Here is a 25,569-nt window from a genome sequence, read left to right on the forward strand (position 1 = left end):
GGCTCCCGGTGGGTGGGCCGTGGTGGAGGAAGCGCGATGCAGACCGACGGGGCCAGGCCCGGCCAGGTGGTGGACCTGACCAATTGCGACAAGGAGCCCATCCACATCCCGGGTGGCATCCAACCCCACGGCGTGCTGTTGGTGCTCCAGGAGCCGGCGCTGACCATCCGCCAGGTCAGTGAGAACGCCGAGACGCTGCTGGGCGTGCCCGCGCGCTCGCTGCTGGGAACGGCGCTCGCGTCGCTCCTGGTGGAGTCCCAGTCGGAGAGCATCCGCGCGTGCCTGCTCTCGGAGCGGCTCGAGGACAACAACCCCCTCAAGCTCACCACGCGCGCGGGTGGCCAGGAGCACTTCTTCAACGGCATCGCGCACCGGCACCAGGGCCGCCTCATCCTCGAGCTGGAGCCCACGCCCCAGCAGGAGGCACTGCCCTTCTTCGGCTTCTACCACCAGGCGCGCAGCTCCATGTCCCGCCTGCGGGACGCGAAGGACCTGAGTGCCCTGTGCCTGGAGGCCGTGCGCGAGGTGCGGCGGCTCACCGGCTTCGACCGCGTCATCGCCTACCGCTTCGACGAGGAGTGGAACGGCGCGGTGCTCGCCGAGGATCGGCTGGAGACGGCCGACTCGTACCTGGGCATGTGGTTCCCCGCCTCGGACATCCCCCGCCAGGCGCGCGAGCTCTACACCCTCAACTGGCTGCGCATCATCCCGGCCATCGACTACGTGCCCGCGCGCATCCTCGCGCTGCCGGAGGAGGCCGGCCAGGGACCGCTGGACATGTCCTTCTGCGTGCTGCGCAGCGTGTCGCCCATCCACCTGGAGTACCTGCGCAACATGGGGGCGCCCGCCTCCATGAGCATCTCGCTCATCAAGGAGGGCCGCCTCTGGGGCCTCATCTCCTGCACCCACGTGTCGGGCGCCAGATACGTCCCCTACGAGGTGCGCAAGGCGTGCGAGTTCGTCGGCGAGTTCATGTCCTCGCTCCTCGTCACCAAGGAGGGGCACGAGCACTACGACCAGCGCATCCGGGCCCGGTCCATCCAGGTGCGGCTGCTGGAGCGGATGACGCGCCACCCCGACTTCGCCGTGGGGCTCACCCAGCCTCCGCCGGAGTTGCTCGAGCTCACCGGGGCCACGGGCGCGGCCGTCTACTTCAACGGCCGGACCACCATCATCGGGCAGGCCCCCAGCGACGAGCAGCTCCAGGGGCTCATCGCCTGGCTCGCCGCGAAGCCGGACCCGCAGGAGCTGTACTGCACCGCGTGCCTGTCCAACCACTACCCCGAGGCGGCGGAGTTCAAGGACGTCGCGGCGGGCCTCATCGCGGCCTCCATGTCGCGCGGCCGCCACAACTACGTGCTGTGGTTCCGCCCCGAGGTGGTGCAGACGGTGGACTGGGGCGGCAACCCGAACAAGCCGGTGGACGTCGAGGGAGAGCAGCCGCGGCTGCACCCGCGCAAGTCCTTCGCGCTCTGGAAGGAGACGGTGCGCGGCAAGTCCCTGCCCTGGAAGGACTACGAGGTGGAGGCGGCGCGGGAGCTGCGCAGGAGCGTCATCGACATCGTCCTGCAGCGCAGCGAGGAGCTGCTCCAACTCAACATGGAGCTGGAGCGCAGCAACGTGGAGCTGGACTCCTTCGCCTACGCCGCCAGCCATGACCTCAAGGAGCCGCTGCGCGGCATCCACAACTACACCAGCCTGGTGTTGCGCGAGCAGTCCGGCAACCTCACCCCCACCAACCTCAAGCGCATGGACACGGTGGTGCGGCTCACCCAGCGCATGGAGAGCCTCATCAACTCGCTGCTGCACTACGCGCAGGTGGGCCGCACCGAGCTGTCCGTGCGGGAGACGGACCTCAACGACGTCCTCGCCTCGGTGCTGGAGGTGCTCAAGCCGCGCATCGACGAGGCCCAGGTGGAGGTCCGCGTCCCCAGGCCCCTGCCTCCCGCCCGGTGTGACCGGGTGCGCATGGCCGAGGTCTTCACCAACCTCCTCACCAACGCCATCAAGTACAACGACAAGGAGAAGAAGTGCGTGGAGCTCGGTGCCATGGGGACGCCTGACGGCGGCACCGCGTATTACGTGCGCGACAACGGGATTGGCATCAAGCCCGAGTACCACGACACCATCTTCCGCATCTTCAAGCGCCTGCATGGACGCGACAAGTACGGCGGCGGCACCGGCACGGGCCTGACCATCGTCAAGCGGCTCATCGAGCGTCACAACGGCCGCCTCTGGCTGGAGTCCCAGCCGGGCACGGGCACCACTTTCTTCTTCACCCTGGGCAGCGAGAAGGCAGAGCCCGTCACCGGGGTGGGCTCCAAGTGAACCGGGGCCTGCCCATCCTCGTCGTGGAGGACAACGACGAGGACTTCGACATGCTCCAGATGACCTTCCAGCGCGTGTCCATCCCCAACCCCCTCCACCGCTGCACCGAGGGCGACGAGGCCCTGGAGTTCCTCCACCAGACCGGCCGCTACGCGGACCCGGAGCAGGCCCCCCGCCCGGGCCTCGTCCTACTGGACTTGAACCTCGCCGGCCTGGACGGCAGGCAGGTGCTCGAGCACGTGAAGAACGATCCCCACCTCAAAAGCATCCCCGTGCTGGTGTTCTCCACCTCTGACAACCCCAAGGACGTGCAGAGCGCCTACGCCCATGGAGCGAGCGGCTACCTCCTCAAGCCGGTGGACCTGCCCAGGTTCGAGAGAATGATTCAGCTCTTCAAGGATTTCTGGCTGGACCACATCGTGCTCCCCGGAAGCGAGGGCCGGGAGGATGCCGCGAGATGAGCCGCCGCCCCCTGACGGTGCTCCTCGTCGAGGACAGCCCCGAGGATCGCCATGTCTTCCAGACGTACCTGGAGGAGACGGGCGAGTACGACTTCCGCTTCCTGGAGGAGGAGGACGCGGAGAAGGCCCTCGCGCTCTGTGCCCGTGAGCCCGTGGACTGCGTCCTGCTGGATTACGATCTGCCCGGCATGAACGGGCTGCAGTTCCTCCGCCGGCTGGAGGACGAGGAGGGCTACCTCACCCCGCCCGTGGTGATGGTGACCGGCCGGGGGAGCGAGCGCATCGCCGTCCAGGCCCTCAAGAGCGGGGCATCCGACTACCTGGTGAAGTCGGAGGTGACGCCCGTCAGCCTCTACCGGGCGGTGCGCAACGCGGTGGACAAGGAAGACATCCGCCGGCGCTTCACCGAGCAGCGCACGCGGGCGGGGCGCGCCGAGGAGCGGCTGCGGCTCGCCCTGGAGGTGCTGGAGCACGGCGATGCGCTGGTCATCCTCGACAAGGACTTCCGCGTCGTCTTCGCCAACAAGAGCCAGGAGCGCCTCGCGGGCAAGCCGATCCGGGAGACCCTGGACCGCAACTTCTGGGAACTCTGGCCCGACGCCGCGGACCCGAGCCGCAAGTATTGGAGCGAGTACCATCGGGTCATGCGCGAGCGGGTGCCGGTGCACTTCGAGGAATACTACCCGCCGCTGAACCGGTGGACGGACGTCGGCGTCTACCCCACGCAGGATGGGGGCATCGCCGTCTTCTACCGGGACATCAGCGAGAAGAAACGCAACGAGGCGCTGGCCCGGGCCGAGGAGCGGCGGCGCGCCGAGTTCGAGCAGCAGCTCATCGGCATCGTCAGCCACGACCTGCGCAACCCCATCACCGCCATCGCCCTGGGGACGGCGAGCCTGTTGCGCCGCGAGGACCTGGATGAACGTGCCCTCAAGACGCTCGTGCGGATACAGTCCTCGGCGGAGCGGGTGACGCGGATGATCCGCGACCTGCTCGACTTCACGAAGGCCCGGTTGGGGGGAGGAATCGACTTGCTCAGGATGCCCATGGACCTGCACCACCTCACCCGGCTCGTCGTGGACGAGGTCCAGATGTCCTTCCCCGAGCGCGAGGTGCAGGTCCTCTCGGACGGCAACGGCGAGGGCGAGTGGGACGGGGACCGGATGGCGCAGGTGCTCACCAACCTCATCACCAACGCCCTGAAGTACAGCCCGGCGCAGACGCCCGTGCTGGTGCGCACGTTCGGCGGGCCCGCCAGTGTGCAGCTGGAGGTCCACAACCAGGGGCCTCCCATTCCGCCCACCGTCCTCGCCCACCTCTTCGAGCCCATGCGGCGCGGCGCGGTCCAGGCCCAGGCCGACCGGTCGGCCCGCAGCATCGGCCTCGGCCTCTTCATCGTGGACCACATCGTCCGGGCGCACGGGGGCAGCATCCACGTGCACTCGACGGACGCCGACGGCACGCTCTTCGGCATCCGGCTGCCCCGCAAGCCCCCGGCCGCGCTGGGCCCGTGAGCCCCGGAGCGGCCGGCGGCCCGTGCCGCCCGTACCTTATGGAGACGGCCTGCCCAGGGCGATGGGCGCCGCCAGGCACGTGTCGGGGATGCCGAAGGCCTGGGTGAGCGCCACCGCGTCGGGACGGAGCTCGGCGCACAGCCGCGTCACCTCCTTGCGGATGGCCTTGGCCTTGGCGCCCTCGAGGTGGTCGTTCTCCAGGAACCAGCCGCTCGCGTCCTGCAGGCAGCCCAGGCCGTACAGGTCGCACAGCCGTCCGAGCACCGTCTTGAGCGCCGGATCCTCCACCTCGGCGACGCCGAGGAGGAACCGCTCCAGCACCACGCGCTCCACGTGCGCGTGCGCGAGCGCCAGCAGGTGGTCCTGGCACTGGTTGAAGGCCTCGAAGGAGTCCACCCCCGCGCTCAGCCGCTGGCGCAGCCGCGCCGCCGCCGAGGCCAGCAGGTCCGACTCCCGGAAGCGCAGCGCGCGCAGCTGGAAGTCCCCGTCTCGCAGGTGCTCGCTGCCCGTGCGCCGCACCGAGAAGGGGTTGCGGTCCCCGAGCGCGCCCGCCGCCCGGTCCACGATGAGCCGCATGACGGTGAAGACCCGGTCATCCTCGAACTGCTGCCGGTAGCCGGTGAGCAGGCTCTTGGCCACCAGCTGCAGCAGCACCGTGTTGTCGCCCTCGAAGGTGGCGAAGACGTCCGTGTCCGCCTTGAGCGAGGGCAGCCGGTTGGCCACGAGGTAGCCCTGGCCACCGCACGCCTCGCGCGCCACCTGGAGCGTGCGCGTGGTGTGCCGGGAGGCATACGCCTTGAGGCCCGCGGCCAGCGCCTCCACCTCCAGCGCGTCCTCCTCGGTGCGTCCCACGTAGCGCTTCACCAGGTACTTGAGCGCGAAGTCCAGGGCGTACGTGGTGGCCAGCGGACGCAGCAGCCGCAGTTGGTGCGCCTGGTAGTCCAGCAGCCGCACCTCCTGCGCACCGGCCGGGCCGAACTGCCGGCGCTCGTCTCCGTACGTCACGGCGATGGTCAACCCGCTCTTGGCCGCGCTCAGCGCCGCGCACGCCACGCTCACCCGGCCCGCCACCAGCGTGCCCAGCATGGTGAAGAAGCGCTTGGAGACGCCGGGGATGGCGCTGGTGTACTGGCCCTCGGGCGTCACCTGGGAGAAGCGGTCCAGCAGGTTCTCGCGCGGCACGCGCACGCCGTCGAACCACAGCCGCCCGTTGTCCACGCCGTTGAGCCCCATCTTCAGGCCGCAGTCCTCCACGCGCACCCCGGGCAGCAGCCGGCCCTGCTCGTCGCGCAGGGGAACGAGCAGCGCGTGGACGCCATGGCGCTCGCCGTTCACCTCGAGCTGTGTGAATACCGTGGCCAGGCGCGCGTGCTGTGCCGCGTTGCCGATCCACTCCTTGCGCGCGGACTCCGAGGGCGTGTGCAGCACGAACTCGCCGCGCTCCGCGTCGTAGCGGGCCAGCGTCTCCACGTCCCGCACGTTGGAGCCATGGCCCAGCTCGCTCATGGCGAAGCAGCCGGGCAGCTCCACCGAGCCCACGCGGGGCAGGTACTCGCGGTGGTGCCGCTCGGTGCCCAGGAAGTAGATGCTCCCGCCGAAGAGGCCGAAGTGCACGCCCGCCTTCACCACGAGGCTCAGGTCGAAGAAGGCCAGCGTCTCGAAGGCGGCGATGAAGCGGCCCAGGTCCACCTTCGTGAGGTCGTCCGGGTACGCGAGCTGGCCCAGCCCGCGTCCGGCCAGGTGCTTCAGCCAGGCCAGCACCTGGGCGCGGTAGGCGGCCGTGTCCCGCTCGTCCACGTAGCGGAAGGCCGGGTCGGCGAGCCACTCGCGGACGCTGGCGCGCTCGGCGGAGTATGTGCGCTCCAGCACGGCGCGCATCGCCTCCACGCGGAAGGACTGGGGCTCGGCCGGCTTGACGAGGTGGAGCTTGGGGCCGGGGACGAGCGTGCGCACGGCCTCGGCGCCGGACACGCCGAGCGCCGTCTCCAGCGGGGCCAGGGAGCGGGCCAGCTCGGGCATGGGGGCGGGCAGGGCGTCCTCGCCGCCGATGGCCTTGGCCAGCTGGGCTCCCAGCTCGACGAGGCTCTTCTGGTCGCTGCGGGAGAGGCGCTCGGCGGTGCGGCGGATGTGCTCGCCCACCTGGGCCAGGGCGCTGGGGCTGGGCGGGTTGAGGGGGTCCAACCAGTTCGCCAGCACGGCGGTGGAGCGCAGGTCCAACCAGTGCTGCGAGCGGGCCGCGGCGCCCAGGGCGCGGATCTCCGTGGGCGTCAGCTCGCCGTCGGTCCAGGCCACGTAGAGCATGGGGACGAGGGGCGCGAGGCGAGGGAGGGACAGCAGCTCCTGCGCGGATGGGCCCTGCACATCATCGATGGCCATGAGCTTCTCTCCAGGGGTTCGGGCGGGGCGCAGCTTGCACGCGCTGGTGCCGGGCTGCCCTGGCCGGCACACCGCTTTGTAGCCGACTCCACGTGTCTTGCCGCTCGTCCCACCATCAAGCTCCAAGCGGTCTTCAGGTGTAGACATCTACACCCGAAGGCGTGGGTTTTTGTCACACAGGGAGTGTGGGCATCTACACCGGAAGAGGAGTCGGGCACGACGTGACCGGAAACGTGGTGCTGGACAAGAGGACGTCTGACGTGGTGTAGCCAGGGCATGGCGGAGGTGGATGCGCGAGGCGCGCGGATAGCGCAGTTGGAGAAAAGGCTGGAGGAGTGCCGGGATTGCAAGCAGCGCTCGCCTCGTTGCTGGTGGGCAAGTACCGCCTGTGCAAGTGGTTGGTGAAGGATGCTTGACGGTCCTGCCTGGCATGGGGGCTAGGGCACCTGTATTCCCACCCTTCAAGGTACCCAACCTTACGTGACTCCAAATGTCGTTCCTCCAGGAAAGCGGACTTTGTAGGCTTCTCCTGAAAACAAGGTCGTTGGCTTTTTTGCGGCCTTTCGGACTTCACGGAGCCAGGCTTGATTGCCCACGAGATAAAAAGGGGACCCCCCCAATACAGCAGCGGCTCATGGTGGGCCGTTGTGGTGTGCGTGGGAGTCTTCGTCTCGGCGTGTGCTGCACCACAACATGCAACTGGGTCATCTACACCCATGAGCACGACGTGTGGTCACGTACCCACGGTCGATGAATGCCAGGCTGCGGCGATGCGGATTACAGATGAATGTCTGCGAGGCTGCGTTCACGCGCAGTGTACGGGAATCAAGGTCAACTGCAGCGAATACATCCAAAAGGAGTGCAGGAAGCATAGCGAAGACGGAGCCCTACCACCCTTCGGCTACGTCTACCGGCTATCCGATACGTCCTGCGAAAACCCTGTAGGAGAGGTCAACTGGTGCGAACTGCCAGAGGAGAACCGAAAGTGTCGCGCTGATGCGATGGTTCACGAATTGGCGCATTCCTGTGGTTGGGCTCATGGTGAAGGACTGGGCGTCCCCTCAAACGATGGACTCATCCAATGCGACTGATTTGGCCTGTATTCGCGTCCGCCCTGCTTCTCTCGGTGACAGCTTGTAAGGGTTTCCCTTTCCCTTGGAGATCCGCGCCGGGCGCGGCTCATTCCAATAGTGAGGGGAGCAGGGACGGGGGCACCGAGGACCTGCCACGGACCCGGCTGGAATTGCAAAGCCTCCGTTACGATGGCTGGACGCTCTCCGGACGTCTCCTGGTCAGTCCCACGGAGGGACGCCTCCAACTGGATAAACGACTCATCGGAAGTGCGTCGTTAAGCACGAAATCCGTCAGGGATTGCGCTACGGGCCAATCCGTCGAGTTCATGGTGATCGATGTGCGTGCAACGCGTCCGCAGGAAGAGGACGTGTTGGTCCTGGAGCCGGGCTATTGGTACGGAAAGGATGTCCGTATTCCTCTGTTCGCTGAGACTCCCGACAGGCAGCGGGGCCCGGAGTGCATCGACGCCGACATGCTGTTCCACGCAATGGGAGGCAAGGCGGTCGCACGCGTGCATGTCCGTGTTGCAATTTCACCTCAGTCGCTGGTGGACGCGGGTGTGGCGGTGGACGCGGGTGTGGCGGTGGACGCGGGGGCATATCCTCCTTGATGACGTTGCTGTGAATCGCTAGCCGCGGGCGACGCGGCGGACTGGCTCCGTGGCTTGCTGCGGCGGGAGGGGCTGCAAGGCTCGTGAGGCGTCCAGCGTCATGCCGCAACGATGACCGAATCATGGGAGGGCCTCGGCCAACGCCCTTCGCCACCTGCATACGGTGGAAGCACTTCTCCCTCACACAGGAGTGCGAATCCCATGGGAATGAACGTCGGCGGTGGCCGGGGCGGCATGACCGACATCAACGTCACCCCGCTCGTGGACGTGGTGCTCGTGCTGCTCATCATCTTCATGGTCGTCACGCCGCTCATGAACAAGGAGCTCGAGGTCAAGCTCCCCCTGCGCGAGGACGAGGCGGTGTTCGAGCCGGCAGCTTCCCACGAGGTGATGGTGGCCGTGTCCCCCGAGGGCCAGCTCACCCTCAACGGCGAGCCCGTCAGCGAGGCGGACTACATCCCGCGCCTGATGCGCGTCCTGGCCGCGAAGCGCGCGGGAGACAGGCTCCTGTTCTTCACGGCGGATGATCGCGCTCCCTACGGCAAGGTCGTGGCCGCGCTCGATGGGGCCAAGGCGGCCGGCGCGGAGGTGTTGGGCCTCATGACCGCGCCGCCTTGAGTGCTTCAGCCCTCGCCGCTCCACTCGTTGCCGCGCGACTCCAGGGGCCCGCGTTGGGGACGGACGACACAGAAGCGCTGGCCCGTCGGCGCCTCCATCACCCACCAGCGCTTGATGAACTCCACCCGCTTCGCTCCCAGCGCCTCGAGCCGCTTCACCTCGGCCTCGATGTCATCGGTCTCGATGTCCAGGTGGATGCGGCCCGGGTGGCCCACCTTCTGCACGAGGAGCATCGGCTCCTCGGCCTTCGCCGAGAGCTCTCGGTAGTTCTCCTCCTCCGGTGTATGCGGCACGACGGGCCTACCGAGGGCCTTGCTCCAGAAGGTGGTGGCCGCTTCGATATCCTCGCTCTTGCAGTCGATGACGAAGGCGGCGAGCCGGCTGCGATGCATGACGTCCTCCCAGGGGTTCAGGAACGGCCCGCATCATCCCCGATGAGCCGCTCCTCCGGCTGGATCGTTTGCGTGACGGCGGGCGCGGGTGTTGGCTCGGCCGCGTTTGCCTTGGGGGCGGCCATGGCGCGGTAGACGTCCACGGTGACGGCGGTGGTGGCCAGCGAGAAGCCCAGCCGCGCGGCGACCACCACTTGGGCCACCCCCAGCGCCAGCCAGGCCTTCCACGTGCTCGTCACCTGCACCGCCGCGTGCAGCCGCGCGAAGGCGAGCACCACTCCCAGGCCCAGCAGGCCCACGGCGATGTAGCCGAGCAGTGCCCCCGGCGAGCGCACCATCTGCTTGAGCGCGCGCCAGGCGGCGAGCCGCGTCTTGCGCTGGTCATCCGCGTAGAGCTGGACGCGCGCCAGGTCGAAGCTCGACCGCCAGAGCGCGAACAGCACCACCACCAGGGCCAGGTGCGCGAGGCTCCAGAAGGTGAAGGGGTTCTCCAGCCCCCAGTGCTCGGCATCGAGGGTGAACAGCGTGGGCTTCTCCGCGCGGGAGAAGAGCACGGTGGCGAGCACCACCAGCCCCACCACCGGGAGCAGTCCCAACAGCGCCCAGCCGAGCAGGCGCAGGTTGCGGCCGAGCTGGGAGGCGCAGTCGTGGGCGAAGCCGGCCAGCGAGAAGCGTCCTGGTGAGCACAGCCGCGAGACGATGCCGCCCGCCAGCACGAGCTGGAGCGCGAAGGAGAGGAGGAAGCCCAGCAGGAACGGGCCCGCGAGGAACGGGCCCCCGCCCTGCGAGAGCAGCCGGGTGAAGTCGATCACCACCTCGGGCGAGGGGAAGGGCTGGCCCCGGCCGCTGAGCGAGTGTCCGAAGCGGCCGAGCGCGGGGAGGAGGACGGGCACGGACTGGATGAGCGCGAGGCCCAGGTTGGCCGCCAGCAGCACGCCGAGCAGCTTCAGCTCGAAGAAGGCCCGGAGCGGCGCCGTGAGGGTGGAACGGAGGGAGTTCATGGCTCGGGCCTGGCTCAGAAGAGGAGGGAAGCGACGGTGGAGAACATCTGGCCCACGTAGGTGGTCCAGCCGAACAGCGAGACGGCCACGTGGCCGGACAGCTTCTTCGTCCGGGAGTCGTTGGCCGGGTGGGTGTCCAGCACATTGATTCCCTGGAGCTCCACCTGCTGGATGCCGCTGCCCTCGCCGGTGCGCTCGACGTACAGGTGCCTCCAGCGCTCCTGTCCGTCCCAGCGCTCCACCCGCGACGAGCCATCCTCGAACGTCACCTTCACGTCCACCGGGAGGCGGATGTCCCCGCGCCGGCTCACCTGCACCTCGCAGCGGTTCACCGCCTCGTCCTTCGCCGGGCCCCGCGGCTCACGCTCCACCCGCAGCAGGCCTCCCTGGCCGTCGTCGAAGAAGCCCTTCTTCCCGGCGGGCTTCTCGCACGACAGCGAGTCCACCGCGTAGTCCAGCGTGCCCGTGCCCCGGAAGAACGTGTCGAAGAACCAGCCGAGGTCCTGCCCGGACACCTCGTTGGCCACGGCGAAGAAGTCCTCGCCGCGCGGGTGGCGGAACTTCCAGCGCTCCACGTAGGTGCGCAGGATGCGCGCCATCGTCTCCTCGCCCACCCATTGCTCCAGGGCGAAGAGCGTCACCTGGGTGCGGCCGTAGCTGTTGCGGAAGTAGTCCCCCTTCGTCCGGTACTTCCACGCGGCCTGGATGATGGGCGAGTTCTCGCGCGGGCCACTCATGCCGCGCATCCGCTCGCGCTCGTCCCAGTCCTGGGCGAACAGGGGCCCCACCAGGCCGCGCAGCGGGTGGGGGAAGAAGTCGGCCGGGTTGACCCGCACGTTCTCGGCGAGGCACAGCTTGTAGGTGCCATAGCTGTTGACGCCCTCGTCCAGCCACGGCTCCTCGAACTCGTTCGAGGCCAGCAGGCCCTGCCAGTAGTTGTGGCCGAACTCGTGCGCCACCGTCTGCCAGATGAGGAAGTCCCTGGGCTCGCCCGGCTCGGCGCGGCCCACCGCGGTGATGAAGGTGGGGTACTCCATGCCGCCCGCGGCCGTGCCGTCCGTGGGAGGGGCCACCACCGTCAGGTGCGGGTACGGCCACGGGGACCACCACCGGCCGTAGTGCTCCAGCGAGGCCTTGGTGGCCGCGAGCAGCTGCGGCCCCGAGCGGTGGTGCTTCGGGTCCAGCAGCACGGTGAGCCCCACCTCGGGCAGGCCCGGCGAGCGGAACACGTCCTCGAGCACCTCGAAGCGCTCGGAGGCGGTCCAGGCGAAGTCGTGCACGTCGTCCTGGTGGTAGCGCAGGGTGTGCGTGCCGTCCGGGTTCTCGCGGCGCTCCACGAGCACGCCGGTGGCGCCCACCTTCATCGTCCGGGGCACCGTCACGCGCACGTCGTAGGTGCCGAAGTCGGCGTAGAACTCGGAGGCGGAGTGGTACTGGTGGCAGTTCCAGCGGGGGCTCGTGGCGCCGCCCTCGGGGGGCACCTCCAGCACGCCCAGCTTCGGGAACCACTGGCCCATCAAATAGAAGCCGCTGTCCGAGCGGCCGGCGCGGGCGATCACCTTGGGCACGCGCGCCTCCCACTGCAGCTCCAGCGTCACCCCTCCGCCGGGGGGCACCGGCTCGGGCAGCGTCACGGTGAAGACCGTCTGGTCCTCCGCGTTGTCATCGTCCGGGTGTTCGAAGCGCAGCGTGGGCAGCAGGTCCGCGCCGCCCTTCACCCGCAGGGCCTTCACGTTCGAGTAGCCCCACTCGTCCGGCTCGCGCTCGGGGAAGTCGGGCGAGCTCGCGTCCTCGTCCCGGACGCCGCCCATCACCTTGGCCTCCCGGTAGAACGTGGAGCGGTCGTTCTTGAAGGCGTTCCAATACAGATGGAACCACAGCGTGGCCTGCGGCTCGCCGCTCCGGTTGCGCCAGGTGATCGTCTCCTGGCCGGTGAGAGCGTGGGTGGCCGGGTCCAACCGGGCGTCGATCTCGTAGCCGGTGACGCGCTCGGAGAGGGGCGGCCCGAGGGTGCGCCCCTGCGTGTCGAAGACGGGTGGGGCTGGAGGCTCCGCGGCGAGCGCCGGGAACTGGACGAGCAGCAGCAGGGAGAGGACGCGTGTCATCGGGGCGGGAGCTTCGCATGCGGCCCGCCGGGGCTCACGAGAACACGTTCACGTCGCCATGGACGGGGAGCAGGGCCACGGCCTTGCCGCCCCGGTACGTGCTCCGCGCGGGCACCGAGACGAGCTCCCACGTGGGGAGCACCACCGCCGTGAGCGAGCGGCCGTAGACGCAGCCGGTGTCGATGCCCACCGCGTGCTCGGTGACGAGCGGCCGGTCGAACACGGTGTGTCCGAAGATGACGCGCTCGGGGCCCTTCCAGTGGTGCGTCCAGAAGCGGTAGTCCGCTGGCGCCTTCGAGGGCCAGTAGCTCTTGCGCTCCGGGGGCCGCACGCACTGGGCATGCAGCAGGTGGTAGGGGTCCTGGTCCTCGAGGGACTTGCCGGGCAGCACGCCCGCGTGGACCACGGCGGCGTTGTACTCGGGCAGGCGGATGAAGTGGGGCAGGGTGGCGAAGTAGTCGAGGTGCTCGGGGGCGAGGACCTGCCGGGTCTCCAGGTGATCCGGGAGGAGGTCGGCGTCCTTGCGGCGGCGCTGCTGCAGGTGCTTCTCCTCGTGGTTGCCGAGGATGGACTCGTGCTGCATGGCCAGCTCGACGCACTCGCGGCGCTTGGGGCCGCGGTCGACCAGGTCACCCGTGAAGATGATCCGGTCGCTCGAGGTGGCGCCCACCTTCGCGAGCAGCTCCAGGGCCTCGTCGTAGCACCCGTGGAGGTCTCCGATGACGATGGTGCGGGACATGATGATGCTTCCTTGAAAGGGTGGGCACCCGAGTGGAGAAGCCGGTTTGGCTGAAGTCAGGATTCAGTGCCGACCGCCGGCGTCACCCCCATGGAGCGGGGGTGGGTGGAGTCGAACCACCAAGGCTTGTAGGGCCTCTCCGGCCGGGTGCCCGGAAATTCATTTCGCCTCCAGGGACGTGGAGCTTCCCTCATTCCTGACGGGAGCGGGGCAGGTCGACGGTGAAGGTGGAGCCCTGGCCCAGGCGGCTCTCCACCCGGATGGTGCCGCCCATGGCCTCCACGATGCTGCGGGTGATGTAGAGCCCCAGTCCCAGACCTCCATAGTGGCGGTCCGAGACGGCCCGCTCGAACTTGCCGAAGATGCGGTCCTGGGCCTCGGGCGAGATGCCGATGCCCTCGTCGCGCACCACCAGCCGCGCCCGCGCCCCGTCGCTCTCCACGCGGGCGCGGATGGGGCGGCCAGCGCCGTAGCGGATGGCGTTGGAGAGGAGGTTGGTGATGACCTGCTCCAGCCGCAGCCGGTCCCACCGGCCGGGCACGTGCGGCTCTCCCTCCACCCAGAGCTTCGAGCCCACCCGGGCCGCCTCGGGGGCGAACCAGGCCGCCACCTCGCCCAGCACCTCGCCCAGGTCCGTCTCCGTCACGTCCAGCGTCAGCCTCCCCTGGGCGATGCGGCTGATGTCGAACAGGGCGCTGATCAACATGGAGAGCTTGCGCAGCTGGCGCCGGGCCATCTCCAGGTGGCGCTGGAGCTCCTGGGCACGGGGCTCCTGGTCGCAGCACCGGGGAATCTCGCGCGACAGGGCGGAGAGCTTGAGGTTGAGGGGCGTGAGGGGCGTCTTCAGCTCGTGGGAGGCCACCGAGAGGAAGTCGTCGCGCAGCTGCACCGCGCGTTGGGCCTCGCGGTACAGGCTCGCGTTGTCCACCGCGAGCGCGGCCCGGCGTCCCAGATCCTCGGCCAGCCGTTGCTCCTCCTGGCCGTAGCGGCGGCTCGCGCGAGGCTGGCCCCCCCGGCAGTAGAAGAAGGACAGGGCGCCGAAGGTGCGGTCGCGGGCGTGCAGGGGGACGATCAGTGAGGAGGTGATGCCCGTGCCACGCAGCAGCTCCAGGTGCCTGGAGTTCTTCGCGTACCGGACGAGCAGCTCGTCGGTGACCTCGGCCACCAGCTCGGTGTTCCCGGTGCGCGTGACGGCCCCCGGCCCGGTGGGATCCTCGAGCCGCAAGGGCTGGTGGCGGGCCAGCTCCTGGGAGATCTCCTTGCGGACCGAGTCCCCGTGGGCCACCGCCAGCCGGCGCAGGCTGCCGTCCGGCTCGAGCATGTCCAGCGTACAGCCATCCCCGAGCGCGGGCACGGCCCGCTGCACCACGTGCGCGAGCGTGGCCTCGTAGTCCAGGGAGCTGGCCAGCGTCTCGCTCACCGAGGCGAGGAAGGTCTGGTGGGTCTCGGCGCGCTTGAGCGCGGTGATGTCCATGAAGCTGGCCACCACCGCTTGCAGCTTTCCCTTCGCATCCCAGATGGGCCCGGCGTTGATGAGGAAGACGCGCACGGAGCCATCGGGCCTGTCATAGAGCAGCTCCTCCTGGGGCTGGGGCTTGCCGGTGGCCAGCACCCGGGAGATGGGATACTCCTCCGCCGCGTAGCGCCTCCCATCCGGATGGATGGCGTGGTACTGCGCGTAGTCCTCCACGCACGTGCACGGGAGCATGGCGTGGCCCAGGAGGGCCTCGGCCTGGGCGTTGAAGTTCAGGGTCCGCCCGGAGGGCGCCTCGGCGAGGTGCACCGCGACGGGCAGTTGCTGGAGGATGGCCTGCAGGCGCTGGTGCTGGAACTCCAGTTGCTCGTGGAGCCGCTCCCGCTCCTGCTGCGCTCCCCGGAACGAGGTGATGTCGAAGATGAAGCCCTCCAGCGCCTGCGCCTCGGATCCGAAGATGCCCACCCCGCGCTCCCATACCCAGCGCTCCTCCCCCGTGCGGGTGTGGATGCGGTAGGTGAGGGTGAAGGGCGAGCGCATGGCGAGCGCCCGCTTCACCTCCTCCCGGACGCGGGGGGCGTCCTCGGGGTGGATCAGCTCCCCCCAGGAGACGCGCCCCTCCATGAAGTCCTCGGCGACGTAGCCGCTGAGGGCCAGGGCGGCCTGGCTGGCATAGCTCAGGGACCAGGGTTCCCGGGTGGTGCTGCGGTAGACCATCCCCGGCACGTTTCCCAGCAGGGTGTGCAGCATGCGCTCGCTCTCGCGCGCGACCGCTTCGGCGTGCTCGGCCCGCTCCAGCGCGGCCCGCATCAGCGCCTGCCGCCGGTGCTGCTCCAGGTACATTCCCACCTTGAGGCGGAGGATGTCCGGGGAGAGGGGCTCCAGGAGGCAGTCCACCGTCCCCAGGGTGTCGCCGCGCATCAGGTCCGCCACTCCACAGGAGTGCGCTCCGAGGAAGAGCACGGGGATGTAGCGGGCATGCGGGTACGAGAGCAGGCGGCGGGCCAACTCGAGGCCCACGCTCCAGCTCCGCCGCGCGTCGACGAGGATGCAGGCGAGCGACTCGTCCAGGAGGGCCCCGGGCGCCTCGCTCCAGGAGGCCACCTTGTGCACGGGGTGCCGCAGGGGCGCCAGAAGCTCCTCCAGGCCCGTCAGGTCCTCCAGCTGCTCCCCCACGAGCAGCAGCGAGCTGGCCGTCTCCTCCGAGACCTCCCCGGTTCCGTCCGGCTTGCGCCCGAGAGCTGGTGGGGGTTGTGACTCCGGATGGGTTCCCCACATCCCCCTGTCCTCCTTCCCGTTCCCGGGTGCCATGCCAGGGGTTGTACCGGGTCAACCTTGCGCACCCTCCATGCCGTCCGCACTGCCTCCAGCCTGGTGTGAGTCCGGCCAGGGGGCCCCGGAGCCCTGGGCAGGACTCCAGGCGGACGGAAGGGCCTCCCCGCCGTACGGCTACCGCCGGGGCTCCGCGGTGGGGGCGCGGGGCACCTCGACGGTGAAGGTGGAGCCCTCGCCCGGGCGGCTCTCCACCCGGATGGTGCCGCCCATGGCCTCCACGATGCTGCGGGTGATGTAGAGCCCCAGCCCCAGGCCTCCGGAGTGGCGCTCCGAGACGGCCCGCTCGAACTTGCCGAAGATGCGCTCCTGGGCCTCGGGCGCAATGCCGATGCCCTCGTCGCGCACCACCAGCCGGGCGTTCTCGCCCACCACCTCCACGCGGGCGTGGATGGGGCGGCCGGCGCCATAGCGGATGGCATTGGAGATGAGGTTGGTGACGACCTGCTCCAGCCGCAGCCGGTCCCACCAGCCCGTCACCCGGGGCGGGGCCTCCACCCGCAGCTCCGAGCCCGCCCGGGCCGCCTCGGGGGCGAACCAGGCCGCCACCTCGCCCAGCACCTCGCTCAGGTCCATGTCCGCGGGCTCCAGCTTCAGCTTTCCGCGCGAGAGGCGGCTGACGTCGAGCAGCGCGTTGATGAGCGTGGACATCTTGTGCACCTGGCGCTGGGCCACCCCCACGTGGCGCTGGAGCGCCTCGGAGCGGGCATCCCCGGCGCAGCAGCGTGGCAGCTCGCGCGAGAGGGCGGTGAGCTTGAGGTGCAGGGGCGTGAGGGGCGTCTTCAGCTCGTGGGAGGCCACCGAGAGGAACTCGTTGCGCAGCTCCACCGCGAGCTGGGCCTCGCGGTAGAGCCGGGCGTTGTCCACCGCGAGCGCGGCCCGGCGCGCCAGGTCCTCGGCCAGCAGCTGGTCCTCCGCGTCGTAGCGGCCCCCGGCGTGGCAGTAGAAGAAGGTGAGCGCGCCGAGCGTGCGGCCCCGGGCGCGCAGGGGTACGGTCAGCATGCGGGTGACGCCCGTCTTGCGCAGCAGCTCCAGGTGCCGGGCGTCCTTCGCGTAGCGGACGAACTGCTCGTCGGAGAGGTGCTCCTGCAGCTCGGTCTTCCCGGTGCGGATGACGGCCCCGGCCCCGCCCGGGTCCTCGAGCCCTTGGGGATAGCTCCGGGCCAGCTCCCAGGCGAGCTCCGCCCGGGCCGGGTCCACGTGGGCCACCGCCAGCCGGCGCAAGGGGCCGTCCGGCTCGGCCATGTCCAGCAGGCACCCGTCTCCGAGCACCGGCACGGCCTGCTGCACCACGTGCGCCAGCGTGTCCTCGTAGTCGAGCGAGCTGGCCAGGCTCTCGCTCACCGAGGCGAGGAAGGACTGGTGGCGCTCCGCGCGTTTGAAGGCGGAGATGTCGGTGATGAAGCCCTCCAGCATGGGGATTCCATTCTCGCTCTCGCCGATGGCCCCCCCGCGCTCCCACACCCAGCGCTCCTCTCCGGTGCGCGTGTGGATCCGGTAGATGAGGGTGAAGGGCGTCCGCGCGGTGAGCGCCGCCTGGATGCCGTCCCAGACCTGCTGGACGTCGTCGGGGTGGATGAGCTTCTGCCAAAGGACGCGGAAGCCGGTGAAGTCCTCGGGGCTGTACCCGGTGAGCTCCAGGACGCCCGGGCTGGCGTACACCAGGGGGTAGTGCGGATCATTCGGGCACCGGTAGGCCATGCCGCGCAGGTTTCCCATCAGGGTGCGCAACATGCGCTCGCTCTCGCGCGCGGCCGCCTCGGCCTTCCCGGTCCGCTCGAACGCCGCCCGCATCACCCGCTCCCGCCGGTGCAGCTCGATGAACAGCGCCACCTTGGCGCGCAGGACCTCCGGGGGGAAGGGCGCCACCAGGCAGTCCACCGTCCCCAGCCCGTAGCCGCGCAGCAGGTCCGCCTCCTCGCAGGTGTTGCCCCCGAGGAAGAGCAGGGGGATGTGGCGGGTGGCCTCGTGGCCGCGCAGCCGCTGGGCGGTCTCGAAGCCCGCGGACCAGTCCGGGCGCGCGTCCACGAGGATGCAGGCCACGTCTTCCTCGAGCGGGGACTCGAGCTCCTCGCTCCAGGGGGCGGCCTCGAGGACGGGCTGGCCGAGCGGCGCCAGCACGGCCTTCAGGCCCGCCAGGTCCGAGCCCGGCACGCCCACCACCAGCAGGGGGGTGACGGGGGGGGACGTGGAGTCACGGGGCCGGTGGGGAGCGGGCGGGGGTTCGGCTTCAGGCTGGGTTCCCCACATGCCCTGTACTCCTCCCCCCGCCGGGCTTCCGGGGGTGACACATGGGCAACTCCCCGGCCTTCCCCACTCGTTCCGGGCCGCCTGGCACCCGGGGCGAAGCCCGCCCGGCAGGGGGCCGTAACCCGGAAAACCGGCCGGAAAATGGGCCGGAAAATCCCCGCGTCAGGAATCCGGGCCGGTTCCGTCCCTGTCCTCCAGTACCCCTCGTGTGCCCGCTGTCGGACATCCGGGGGCCGTGTCATCGGGAGACCGCCCTCGGATGCCGTCGTGCTACCTTGACCCGCCGTTTCACCCAACCCCACCCTGCCCAGGTGGGAAGCTCGTGGCTCCTGGCGGCGTTTCGAGGACCTTCCGGTGTTCGACGATCTCACGGATGACGAACTGTTCGCAGAGGTGCTCCAGCGCCGCGCCGGAGGCGAGGCCGTGGGGGCGCCACTTGGTGCGCTGTGTGAGCGCTGGGCCCGTCCGGCCCGCTACGTCATCTCCAAGATTCAGGCCAGTTATGGCCGTGGCTCTCCGGCGGACGCGGACGAGCTCTATCAGGACGCCGTCGGCAAGTTCCTCGACCGCGGCCTGGACCAGTTCCGGGGCGTCTCCGAGCAGATGCCCGGGCGCAGCGCGTCTCCCAAGACGTTCTTCCTGCGCATCGTCAAGCACGTGGCCATCGACTTCTACCGGCGCCAGCGCGAGGACCTCGCGCCCGCCGCGTCGGACCCCGATGAGGCCATGGAGGAGCCGGCCTCCGAGGTGGCCCGCGCGATGGACCTGTCGCGGCGCACCGAGGAGCGCTCCGAGGCTCAGGAGCTCTACTGGCGGGCCTTCGAGCGCCTGCAGCAGGAGCATCCCAAGGAAGCGGGTGCGTGGGAGCTGTACCACCACCAGGACGTAGAGGACCACGAGGAATGCGCCAAGCGCCTGAACATCAGCGTGGTCAACTCGTACAAGCGCGTCAGCCGCGCACAGGCCTACCTCCGGCTCTATCTGCTCGACCTCCAACAGGAGGGAGGGCACGAGTGAGCCCCCCGTACCCGAAGGAGGGTACTCACATGGTCGTCGACGCACTCTCTCGTTATCAGTCCCGGCGTGAGCAGCTCATTCGGGGTGGCGGTTCCAACGGCGGTTCGCTCGAGGTGATTGGAGACATCCTCCGGCGCACCGAGCGGTTGGGCCGGGAGGGCGTCGAGCAGGCCCTGCGGGGGCTGACTCGCGCGGACATCGACGGTTGGCTCCGGTCGCAGAAGCCCGAGGCACTTCAACCCGCGCTGCTGCGGGCCGCGGAGGAAGCCGCCGAGGCCGCGCTGGGAGAAGAGAGCGAAGAGGCCGAGGTGTGGCGCACGTCCTCGCTGGACGGACTTGCCGCGCGCGACCGGGCCGAGTCCGCCGCCCGCGCCATTGGCGAGTGGGAATCACTTCATGGAGCGCTCGACGGAGACGCAGCGGCGCGCTTGAAGTCATTTCGCGAGGGCCTGGGACGTCTGGATGCCATGCTCCGCCCCAAGGCCCGCTGGTTCATTCCGCTCAACCCACAGCGCAGGGCCGAGCGAGATCTCCTGGATACGGCCGAGAGGACCCGGGCCTGGTGGTTCACGGACCGGGCCGACTGTGACGACTTCCTGGCCGCGCTGAGCACCCGCCCCGAGCGACCGAGTCCCCACTTGCAGAGCTGTTCGGATTGCCGCACGGACCTGTCGAATAGCGAGACCGTCGAGGTTCCCCCCAAGCGGCACCTGAGCGCGGATGATTTGTGGCGCTTCGACATGGGGATGATGTCGGCGACGGAGCTGAAGTGGGTGGATGGGCACACGGAGAAATGCATCGAGTGTGCGCAGGCCATCTGGGCGCTGGAGGAGGGAGACGAGGCCATCGAGAAGGCGGCGCTGGACGAGCAGTCCACCCCCGCGGCCCGCACCTCGCGCACCGCGGAGTCCAGCGCGCGCAGGCTCGGAGCGGCGCGCCATCCCGAGCAGCGTGAAGTGCTGGAGGAGCGGCGGGAGTTCCGCGTGGTGCTCGTGAGAGAGCGGCAGCGGGCCCGGCTCCTGGTTCAACCCCTCGCGGGGCGTGCTGTGACGGCGGCCGTCTTCCTGGCTCCCGGCAAGCCCTCGCTCAAGCCCCAACAAGGCCCCGAAGGTCTCCAGTTCGACCTGGGTTCCGGGGGCGGTCGCACCGCCCACCTGATGGTGCGGGTGGGCAACAACGAAATCTTCGAGCGCGATTTCTCCTTTTAGGTACTCCCCCTCAGATCCTCCCTACCGGCCGAGCTGCTGCAGCTCTCCCGATGGAACCACGCGCACACCCTGGGGGGCGGCCTGTGCCAGGGCGGCCATGGCCCGCGCGACGGTGCGGGCCTCGATGGGGCGGCTGGCCAGCGGGCGCAGCAGCGGCGCGAGCACCCGCGAGGCGATGATGGCCACGCGCTCACCCGGACGGCTCTCGGCGCGCTCGCCGAGCAGCAGCGAGGGCTGGAGGATGACGAGCGACTCGAAGCCCATGGCCTTCAGGGCCTCCTCCGTCTCGCCCTTCACGCGGTTGTAGAAGACGCGCGAGCTCGCATCCGAGCCGAGCGCCGTCACCACGAGGAAGCGCTGCACCCCCGCCTTCTTCGAGGCGCTCGCGAAGGCCAGCACGGCGTCATGATCCACGGCGCGGAAGGCCTCCTGGCTGCCGGCCTTCTTGATGGTGGTGCCCAGGCAGCAGAAGGCCTCCTGGGCGGGCGGCAGGGCCTCGCCGCCGAGCCGGGCGAAGTCCACGGTGTGCTGCACCAGCTTCGGGTGCTGCCGGGGCAGCGGGCGGCGGCCCAGCGAGTGCACTTCCCGGTACTGCGGCGCCTCGAGCAGCGCGTCGAGGAGGAAGCCTCCGACGAGCCCGCTCGCGCCAGCCACGAGCGCGGTGCGTGTTTGCGTGTCCATGCGCGGGATGCTCAGCACAACCCGCGCGCTGGCGCCAGGGGCTCGCCGGCCTACCGGTTGACGGCGCGCGGCGGCTGCGAGAGCCGATCCACCGGCGGCCGGGACGGCGTGACGCTGCCCTGCTGGGCCGAGACCGAACGGAAATCATTGTTCAGGAAGGCGATCACCAGGGGCAGCGGCGGCGGATTCTTGCTGAGCGCCAGGCCGCAGACATCGAGGTAGTCGCTCACGATGATGCCTCCGGCGTCCCGGTAGCGGATGCAGCGCCCGTCGTCGCGGGGACGCTCGTCCTCGCGCACCAGCTCGCGCGAGTAGATGCCCTTCTTCATGACGAGCTTCTCCGCGCCCAGCTCGATGAACACCGGATCCGGACCCCACTGGCCCTGGATGAGGGTGGAGGGACCGCCCGTCTTGACGGTGACGTTCAGCGCCTGGTTGCCCAGGGTGCCCTTCACCCGGTTGCCCTCCACGAGGCTGAGCACGTGGGAGCGGTTGTCCTTCCAGGAGCCGTCCGGCTGCGGCACGGAGCGGTACAGGGGCGAGTCCACCTTCTCCGCGTTGAACCAGACATCGCCGATGCGGCCCGCGGCCAGGCTGCGGGGCCGCTCGGAGATGAGGTTGGTGACCGGCACCGAGGCGTCCACCGGCTCGAAGCGCACGGCGCCCATCCACGCCTTGCCCGTGCCGCTGAGCATCAGCCCGGCCATGATGGCCTTGGCCTCCTGCGGCACGTCCAGCACCACCTCGTAGCGCTTGCACTGCGTGGTGCCCACCAGCGCGCGTGACTGCATGTTGTCGAAGGCGAGCGGCTCCTTCGGGTCCTCGCCCTCCACCCGCATCCACAGGCCGGACCAGCCCTGCACGTTCTCGGTGCGCACCACCGCGGAGAAGCGCAGCCGCTTGCCCCGGAAGCTCTGCGCGCCGAAGGCCTGCATGAAGGTGCCGTAGCCCGAGGGAATCGCATGCAGCGAGCGCAGGTAAGCGCTGCGGTTGCCCTCGCAGGGGTTCTCCGTGTCCAGGCCCGCCTCGTAGAGCTTGGGGGTGCTCTCGGTGACGAACCACCCCGGGGGCAGCGCCTTCGGATCATCGGCGGCCGAGGCGGAGCCCCCCAGGGCGAGCGCCGCCACCCACAGGAGCGTCAGGATCTGCTTCATCCGGTCGGTCATGGCGGTGTCTCTCACAGCGAATAGGGCCCGGTGGCGTTCAGCGCGTCGGTGGGAAGTCCTGCGCGGCCCTCGTAGCGGGGCACCTCGCCCACACCCAGGGGGTACTGCACCAGCAGCCCGCGCGCCAGCGCCTCCGAGGCGCACGCCTCCTGGCTCGTGAGGTCCGGGCAGGCGACCAGCCGCTCGGGCATCTCCGGCAGCTCCAGGGGAAGCGCCAGCACGGGGAAGTCCTCGTCCTGGGTGGGCGGCCGCACGACGGACCGCTCGGGGCGGAGGACGAGGAGCGTCACCGCCGCCGCGGCCGCCATCATCACCCCCGCGGCGGCGGAGGCGGACACCCGGGGCCGGTTCCACCGGGCGGGACGGATGACCCGAGCCTCTTCCACGGTGGCCTGCGCCACCTCGCGCAGCTGCTCCTCCATCAGGGCCTCGCGTTGCAGCACGAGGGCGCAGGGCGGGCAGGCGACGGTGTGGGCCTCGAGGGCCGCCGCGGCTTCCGGCTCCAACGCACCCAGCACGTACTGCTCGGCGTCGGTGGGATGGATGTGCGGCTGGTTCATGATGCTTCCTCCTCGAGGACGCCCCGGAGCTTCTTGCGGACCTCGCACAGGATTTGACGGACGCGCTGCACGGACAAGCCGACGCGCGCGGCCACTTCGGCGTGCGGCAACTCCTGGCCGTCGCACGCCAGTTGAAAGACACGCTGGGCGCTCGTCGAGCACTCGCGCAGGGCCGCCTGGGCCCGGGACAGCTGTTCCTCGGACAGCAGGCGCCGCTCGGCGGAGACGGCGGGGTCCACCGGCTGGTGGGCCTCGGGCAGCTCCTCCACGGGGCCGGCCAGCGACTCGCGGCGGGCCCGGCGCGCCTCGTCGGCGGCGAGGAAGGCCGCCTGGGTGAGGGCGAGGTTGGGCAGGCGCAGCTCGGTGAGCAGCCCCTTCTGTTGCTGCTGGATGAGCCGGGCCCACGTCTCCTGGGCAAGCTCATGGGCCCGGTCCACCCGGACCCCCCGGGCCAACAGCGAGACCACGACGCGGTGGTGGTAGCGGGAGATGAGGGCGTTCCACGCGGCACGATCCCCGTCCAGGGCACGGCGTGCGAGCCTGGCCTCGTCCTCCAGCGCACTCCCCCCCGGTCGCGCGCTCTCCTCAGGCTGTCGCACCACGCTCCGAACTGGTTGCACCACGGCCACACCCATCGTGTCTTCCCGAGATTCCACGGGCCCGCCGGGGTCTCGCTGCTGCCCGGTGCCTGGGAAACGTCCCGTATCGGTGGACATATCGGAGGGGGGTGGAGGGGGAGCGTCAGTTGACGGCCGGGCTCTCTCCCGAGGCCCACTTCATCTGGGAGACCTTGACCACCCCCTGGCAGCGGGCACACACCTGCCCCTTCTCGTCGTACATCCGGGCGGAGGCGAAGAGGGTGGAGGTGCCGACGCTGTCGATGGTGGCCTCGGCGCGGATGGTGGTGCCCCGGAGGGGCCGCTCGAAGCTGACGGACAGCTGCATGGTGGCGCAGCGGCGGGTGGGGTCCACCAGGGCGGGGGTGCAGCCGATGGCGTAGTCGAACATGGCGGAGATGATGCCGCCGTTGATGGCCGAGGTGCCCAGGCCCCCGCGGTGCTCGGGACGGACCTCGGGGAGGGTGATGACGGCCTTTTCACCCTGGGGAAAGCTCAATCGCACACCCAGCAGCCGCATGGTCTGACTCTGGTTGAACTGTTCGGCGTAGCGGTCCAGCTGCTCCTGGGTGGGACGGGTGTCGGCTTCGGACATGGCGCGACTCTACTGGTAGAACGGCGTCATGGCTCGCCTGCCGCGTCTGCTCGTCCTTGTCCTGCTGGCCGTCTCGGGATGCACGGAGTTGAGAGGCTGTGGGGCTTCCGAGCCGGCTCCCGCCCCGGCCGCCCCGGCTCCGGACGCGGGGACGCCGGAGGCCTCCACTCCCAGTGTGGCTCCTCCACCGCCGGAGGCACGCTACGCGAAGAAGTGGCTGGTCATCGTCCACTCCTCGTCCACGCCGGGGGAGGGGAGCGGGGTGCTGGAGGCGCTCAAGCGGACGGGGCTGCCCGCGCGGCCCCTGCGGCTGTCCACCAACGCCTTCAAGGAGCTGCGTCCGTGCCTGGAGGTGGTGGTGGCGAAGGTGTTCGAGGCGAGGGCGGAGGCGGAGGGCTTCCGCGAGCAGCTGTCCCAGGCGGGGGTGGTGGCGTACGTGAAGAACGCCGGGCCGCTGGAGCCGGAGCGGGAGCGCAAGGCCGCCACCTGCCGCGCCGAGGCCGAGGCGGAGGCCGCCCGGGCCGGGGCCCTGAGCCGACGGATGGTGCCGCGCTTCGTGGAGTCGCACGCCGGGCGCACCTTCATGCTGCTGGGCGAGGGGACGACGAGCGTCGCGCTCGAGCCGGTGGATGTGCACCGGAGCGTGTGGATGGCTCCGGCCGAGGAGGATCCCACGGGCCTGTTCACGAAGGGGGACACGGTGGACCTCTACGGCGCGGTGGGGCCCGTGCAGGCGGGCTGCACGGTGAAGGGGTTCGCGTGGATCAACCGGGGCGTGCCGCACTTCGGCTACTTCCAGCAGGAGCCGCCCCCCGAGGCCCCGGGCTGCGGCCGGCCGTGGGCCTTCGCCGAGCTGGACTGCGCGGTGGCGCCGGATGCGGTGGCGTTCGCGCTGCCCGCGGGCACGAAGGCGCCGGTGTTCTTCGCGCCCGGTGAGGGGCCCCCCGCGGAGGTGCTGGCGGCCGAGGAAGCCGCGCTCCGGCGCTCCGCGCGCTTCACCGCGTTGCGCTCCGAGGGCGCCGTCCAGGCGGAGCAGGTGCAGGAGCGTCTGAGCGAGGAGGTGAAGTCGTTCCGCTACGCCTCCGGGGCCACGCATGCCGTCTTCACGGTGGCGCACTTCCGCACGGGCGAGGGCAGCTCGGTGTGTGGCAGCGACTACAACCAGCAGGTGACGCGGGCGGTGGTGCTGGAGCCGGGCGGCGGGGAGCGGACGCTCGCGGCGAAGGAGCTGGCGGGGGAGGACGTGGTGGGGGTGCTGGACCTGGAGGGAGACGGGAAGATGGAGCTGCTCGTGCAGGAGGGCTGGCCCTCGCAGGCGGTGCGGCTGCTCCGCGAGGACGGCTCCGAGCTGGCCGGGGCGGTGGTGGAGAACTGCGACTGCGGGTGTTGAGGCGGCCCGGGAAGGCTCCCTCGCAGGGCAGGCGTGGGAGCCCCGGCGTGGAACGTCCTTC

The 25,569-nt window shown here is 70.1% G+C and carries 20 protein-coding genes; 8 read left to right on the forward strand and 12 right to left on the reverse strand.

Annotation, left to right across the window (positions count from 1 at the left end; genetic code table 11):
* Positions 1-36: 36 nt before the first annotated feature.
* Genes NR798_RS11815 through NR798_RS11825 form a run of 3 tightly spaced genes read left to right on the forward strand, consistent with a single transcriptional unit; the run spans position 37 to position 4,303 of the window.
* Positions 37-2,328, forward strand: coding sequence for an ATP-binding protein (locus NR798_RS11815; protein ID WP_375771557.1), 2,292 nt, complete (start codon positions 37-39; stop codon positions 2,326-2,328).
* Positions 2,325-2,789 (forward strand): response regulator, encoded by a 465-nt coding sequence (locus NR798_RS11820; protein ID WP_375771558.1) that lies wholly within the window; start codon positions 2,325-2,327, stop codon positions 2,787-2,789. Before NR798_RS11815 ends, NR798_RS11820 begins: the two co-directional genes overlap by 4 nt.
* Positions 2,786-4,303, forward strand: coding sequence for a response regulator (locus tag NR798_RS11825; protein ID WP_375771559.1), 1,518 nt, complete (start codon positions 2,786-2,788; stop codon positions 4,301-4,303). The genes NR798_RS11820 and NR798_RS11825 overlap by 4 nt, the downstream gene beginning before the upstream one ends.
* Before the next feature lie 36 nt (positions 4,304-4,339).
* Here the strand turns inward: NR798_RS11825 and NR798_RS11830 are convergent, their stop codons facing one another.
* Positions 4,340-6,679, reverse strand: coding sequence for an acyl-CoA dehydrogenase (locus NR798_RS11830; RefSeq protein ID WP_375771560.1), 2,340 nt, complete (start codon positions 6,677-6,679; stop codon positions 4,340-4,342).
* 1,399 nt (positions 6,680-8,078) lie between these two features.
* Here NR798_RS11830 and NR798_RS11835 point away from each other — a divergent pair.
* Entirely contained in the window at positions 8,079-8,363 is a 285-nt protein-coding gene (locus tag NR798_RS11835; RefSeq protein WP_375771561.1) for a hypothetical protein, read from the forward strand.
* 201 nt (positions 8,364-8,564) lie between these two features.
* Positions 8,565-8,981 (forward strand): ExbD/TolR family protein, encoded by a 417-nt coding sequence (locus tag NR798_RS11840; protein ID WP_375771562.1) that lies wholly within the window; start codon positions 8,565-8,567, stop codon positions 8,979-8,981.
* A gap of 5 nt (positions 8,982-8,986) precedes the next feature.
* On the opposite strand, the gene NR798_RS11845 is transcribed toward NR798_RS11840, so the two are convergent.
* The 6 genes from NR798_RS11845 to NR798_RS11870 all read right to left on the reverse strand — a co-directional run bounded on the left by NR798_RS11845 (position 8,987) and on the right by NR798_RS11870 (position 18,274).
* Positions 8,987-9,373: a VOC family protein gene (locus NR798_RS11845; protein ID WP_375771563.1), complete on the reverse strand. Its 387-nt coding sequence runs from the start codon at positions 9,371-9,373 to the stop codon at positions 8,987-8,989.
* Between the two features lie 17 nt (positions 9,374-9,390).
* Complete coding sequence (locus NR798_RS11850; RefSeq protein WP_375771564.1) at positions 9,391-10,374, reverse strand: hypothetical protein; 984 nt, start codon at positions 10,372-10,374, stop codon at positions 9,391-9,393.
* Between the two features lie 14 nt (positions 10,375-10,388).
* Complete coding sequence (locus NR798_RS11855) at positions 10,389-12,479, reverse strand: M1 family metallopeptidase (RefSeq protein WP_375771565.1); 2,091 nt, start codon at positions 12,477-12,479, stop codon at positions 10,389-10,391.
* 34 nt (positions 12,480-12,513) lie between these two features.
* A complete protein-coding gene (locus NR798_RS11860) occupies positions 12,514-13,218 on the reverse strand; it encodes a metallophosphoesterase (RefSeq protein ID WP_375771566.1) in 705 nt (234 codons plus the stop codon).
* Between the two features lie 190 nt (positions 13,219-13,408).
* Positions 13,409-15,970 carry an ATP-binding protein gene (locus tag NR798_RS11865; protein ID WP_375771567.1) on the reverse strand — a complete coding sequence of 854 codons (2,562 nt, stop codon included), beginning with the start codon at positions 15,968-15,970 and terminating at the stop codon, positions 13,409-13,411.
* Between the two features lie 171 nt (positions 15,971-16,141).
* Entirely contained in the window at positions 16,142-18,274 is a 2,133-nt protein-coding gene (locus NR798_RS11870; RefSeq protein WP_375771568.1) for an ATP-binding protein, read from the reverse strand.
* Between the two features lie 354 nt (positions 18,275-18,628).
* Here NR798_RS11870 and NR798_RS11875 point away from each other — a divergent pair, with 354 nt between their 5' ends.
* Both NR798_RS11875 and NR798_RS11880 read left to right on the forward strand, forming a co-directional pair.
* On the forward strand, positions 18,629-19,291 hold the full coding sequence (locus NR798_RS11875; RefSeq protein WP_375771569.1) for an RNA polymerase sigma factor: 663 nt from the start codon (positions 18,629-18,631) through the stop codon (positions 19,289-19,291).
* 29 nt (positions 19,292-19,320) lie between these two features.
* Complete coding sequence (locus NR798_RS11880; RefSeq protein WP_375771570.1) at positions 19,321-20,499, forward strand: hypothetical protein; 1,179 nt, start codon at positions 19,321-19,323, stop codon at positions 20,497-20,499.
* A 21-nt stretch (positions 20,500-20,520) separates the two neighbouring features.
* Here the strand turns inward: NR798_RS11880 and NR798_RS11885 are convergent, their stop codons facing one another.
* The 5 genes from NR798_RS11885 to NR798_RS11905 form a co-directional block, all read right to left on the reverse strand.
* A complete protein-coding gene (locus NR798_RS11885; protein WP_375771571.1) occupies positions 20,521-21,180 on the reverse strand; it encodes an oxidoreductase in 660 nt (219 codons plus the stop codon).
* 50 nt (positions 21,181-21,230) lie between these two features.
* Complete coding sequence (locus NR798_RS11890; RefSeq protein WP_375771572.1) at positions 21,231-22,346, reverse strand: AraC family transcriptional regulator; 1,116 nt, start codon at positions 22,344-22,346, stop codon at positions 21,231-21,233.
* An 11-nt stretch (positions 22,347-22,357) separates the two neighbouring features.
* Entirely contained in the window at positions 22,358-22,906 is a 549-nt protein-coding gene (locus NR798_RS11895; protein ID WP_375771573.1) for a hypothetical protein, read from the reverse strand.
* Positions 22,903-23,508 carry an RNA polymerase sigma factor gene (locus NR798_RS11900; RefSeq protein WP_375771574.1) on the reverse strand — a complete coding sequence of 202 codons (606 nt, stop codon included), beginning with the start codon at positions 23,506-23,508 and terminating at the stop codon, positions 22,903-22,905. Before NR798_RS11900 ends, NR798_RS11895 begins: the two co-directional genes overlap by 4 nt.
* A gap of 139 nt (positions 23,509-23,647) precedes the next feature.
* On the reverse strand, positions 23,648-24,118 hold the full coding sequence (locus NR798_RS11905; RefSeq protein ID WP_375771575.1) for a PaaI family thioesterase: 471 nt from the start codon (positions 24,116-24,118) through the stop codon (positions 23,648-23,650).
* Positions 24,119-24,146: 28 nt separating this feature from the next.
* Here NR798_RS11905 and NR798_RS11910 point away from each other — a divergent pair, with 28 nt between their 5' ends.
* Complete coding sequence (locus tag NR798_RS11910) at positions 24,147-25,508, forward strand: hypothetical protein (RefSeq protein WP_375771576.1); 1,362 nt, start codon at positions 24,147-24,149, stop codon at positions 25,506-25,508.
* Positions 25,509-25,569: the final 61 nt, after the last annotated feature.

This window comes from Archangium gephyra (genome assembly GCF_042230915.1).
GTDB classification, from domain to species: domain Bacteria; phylum Myxococcota; class Myxococcia; order Myxococcales; family Myxococcaceae; genus Archangium; species Archangium gephyra_B.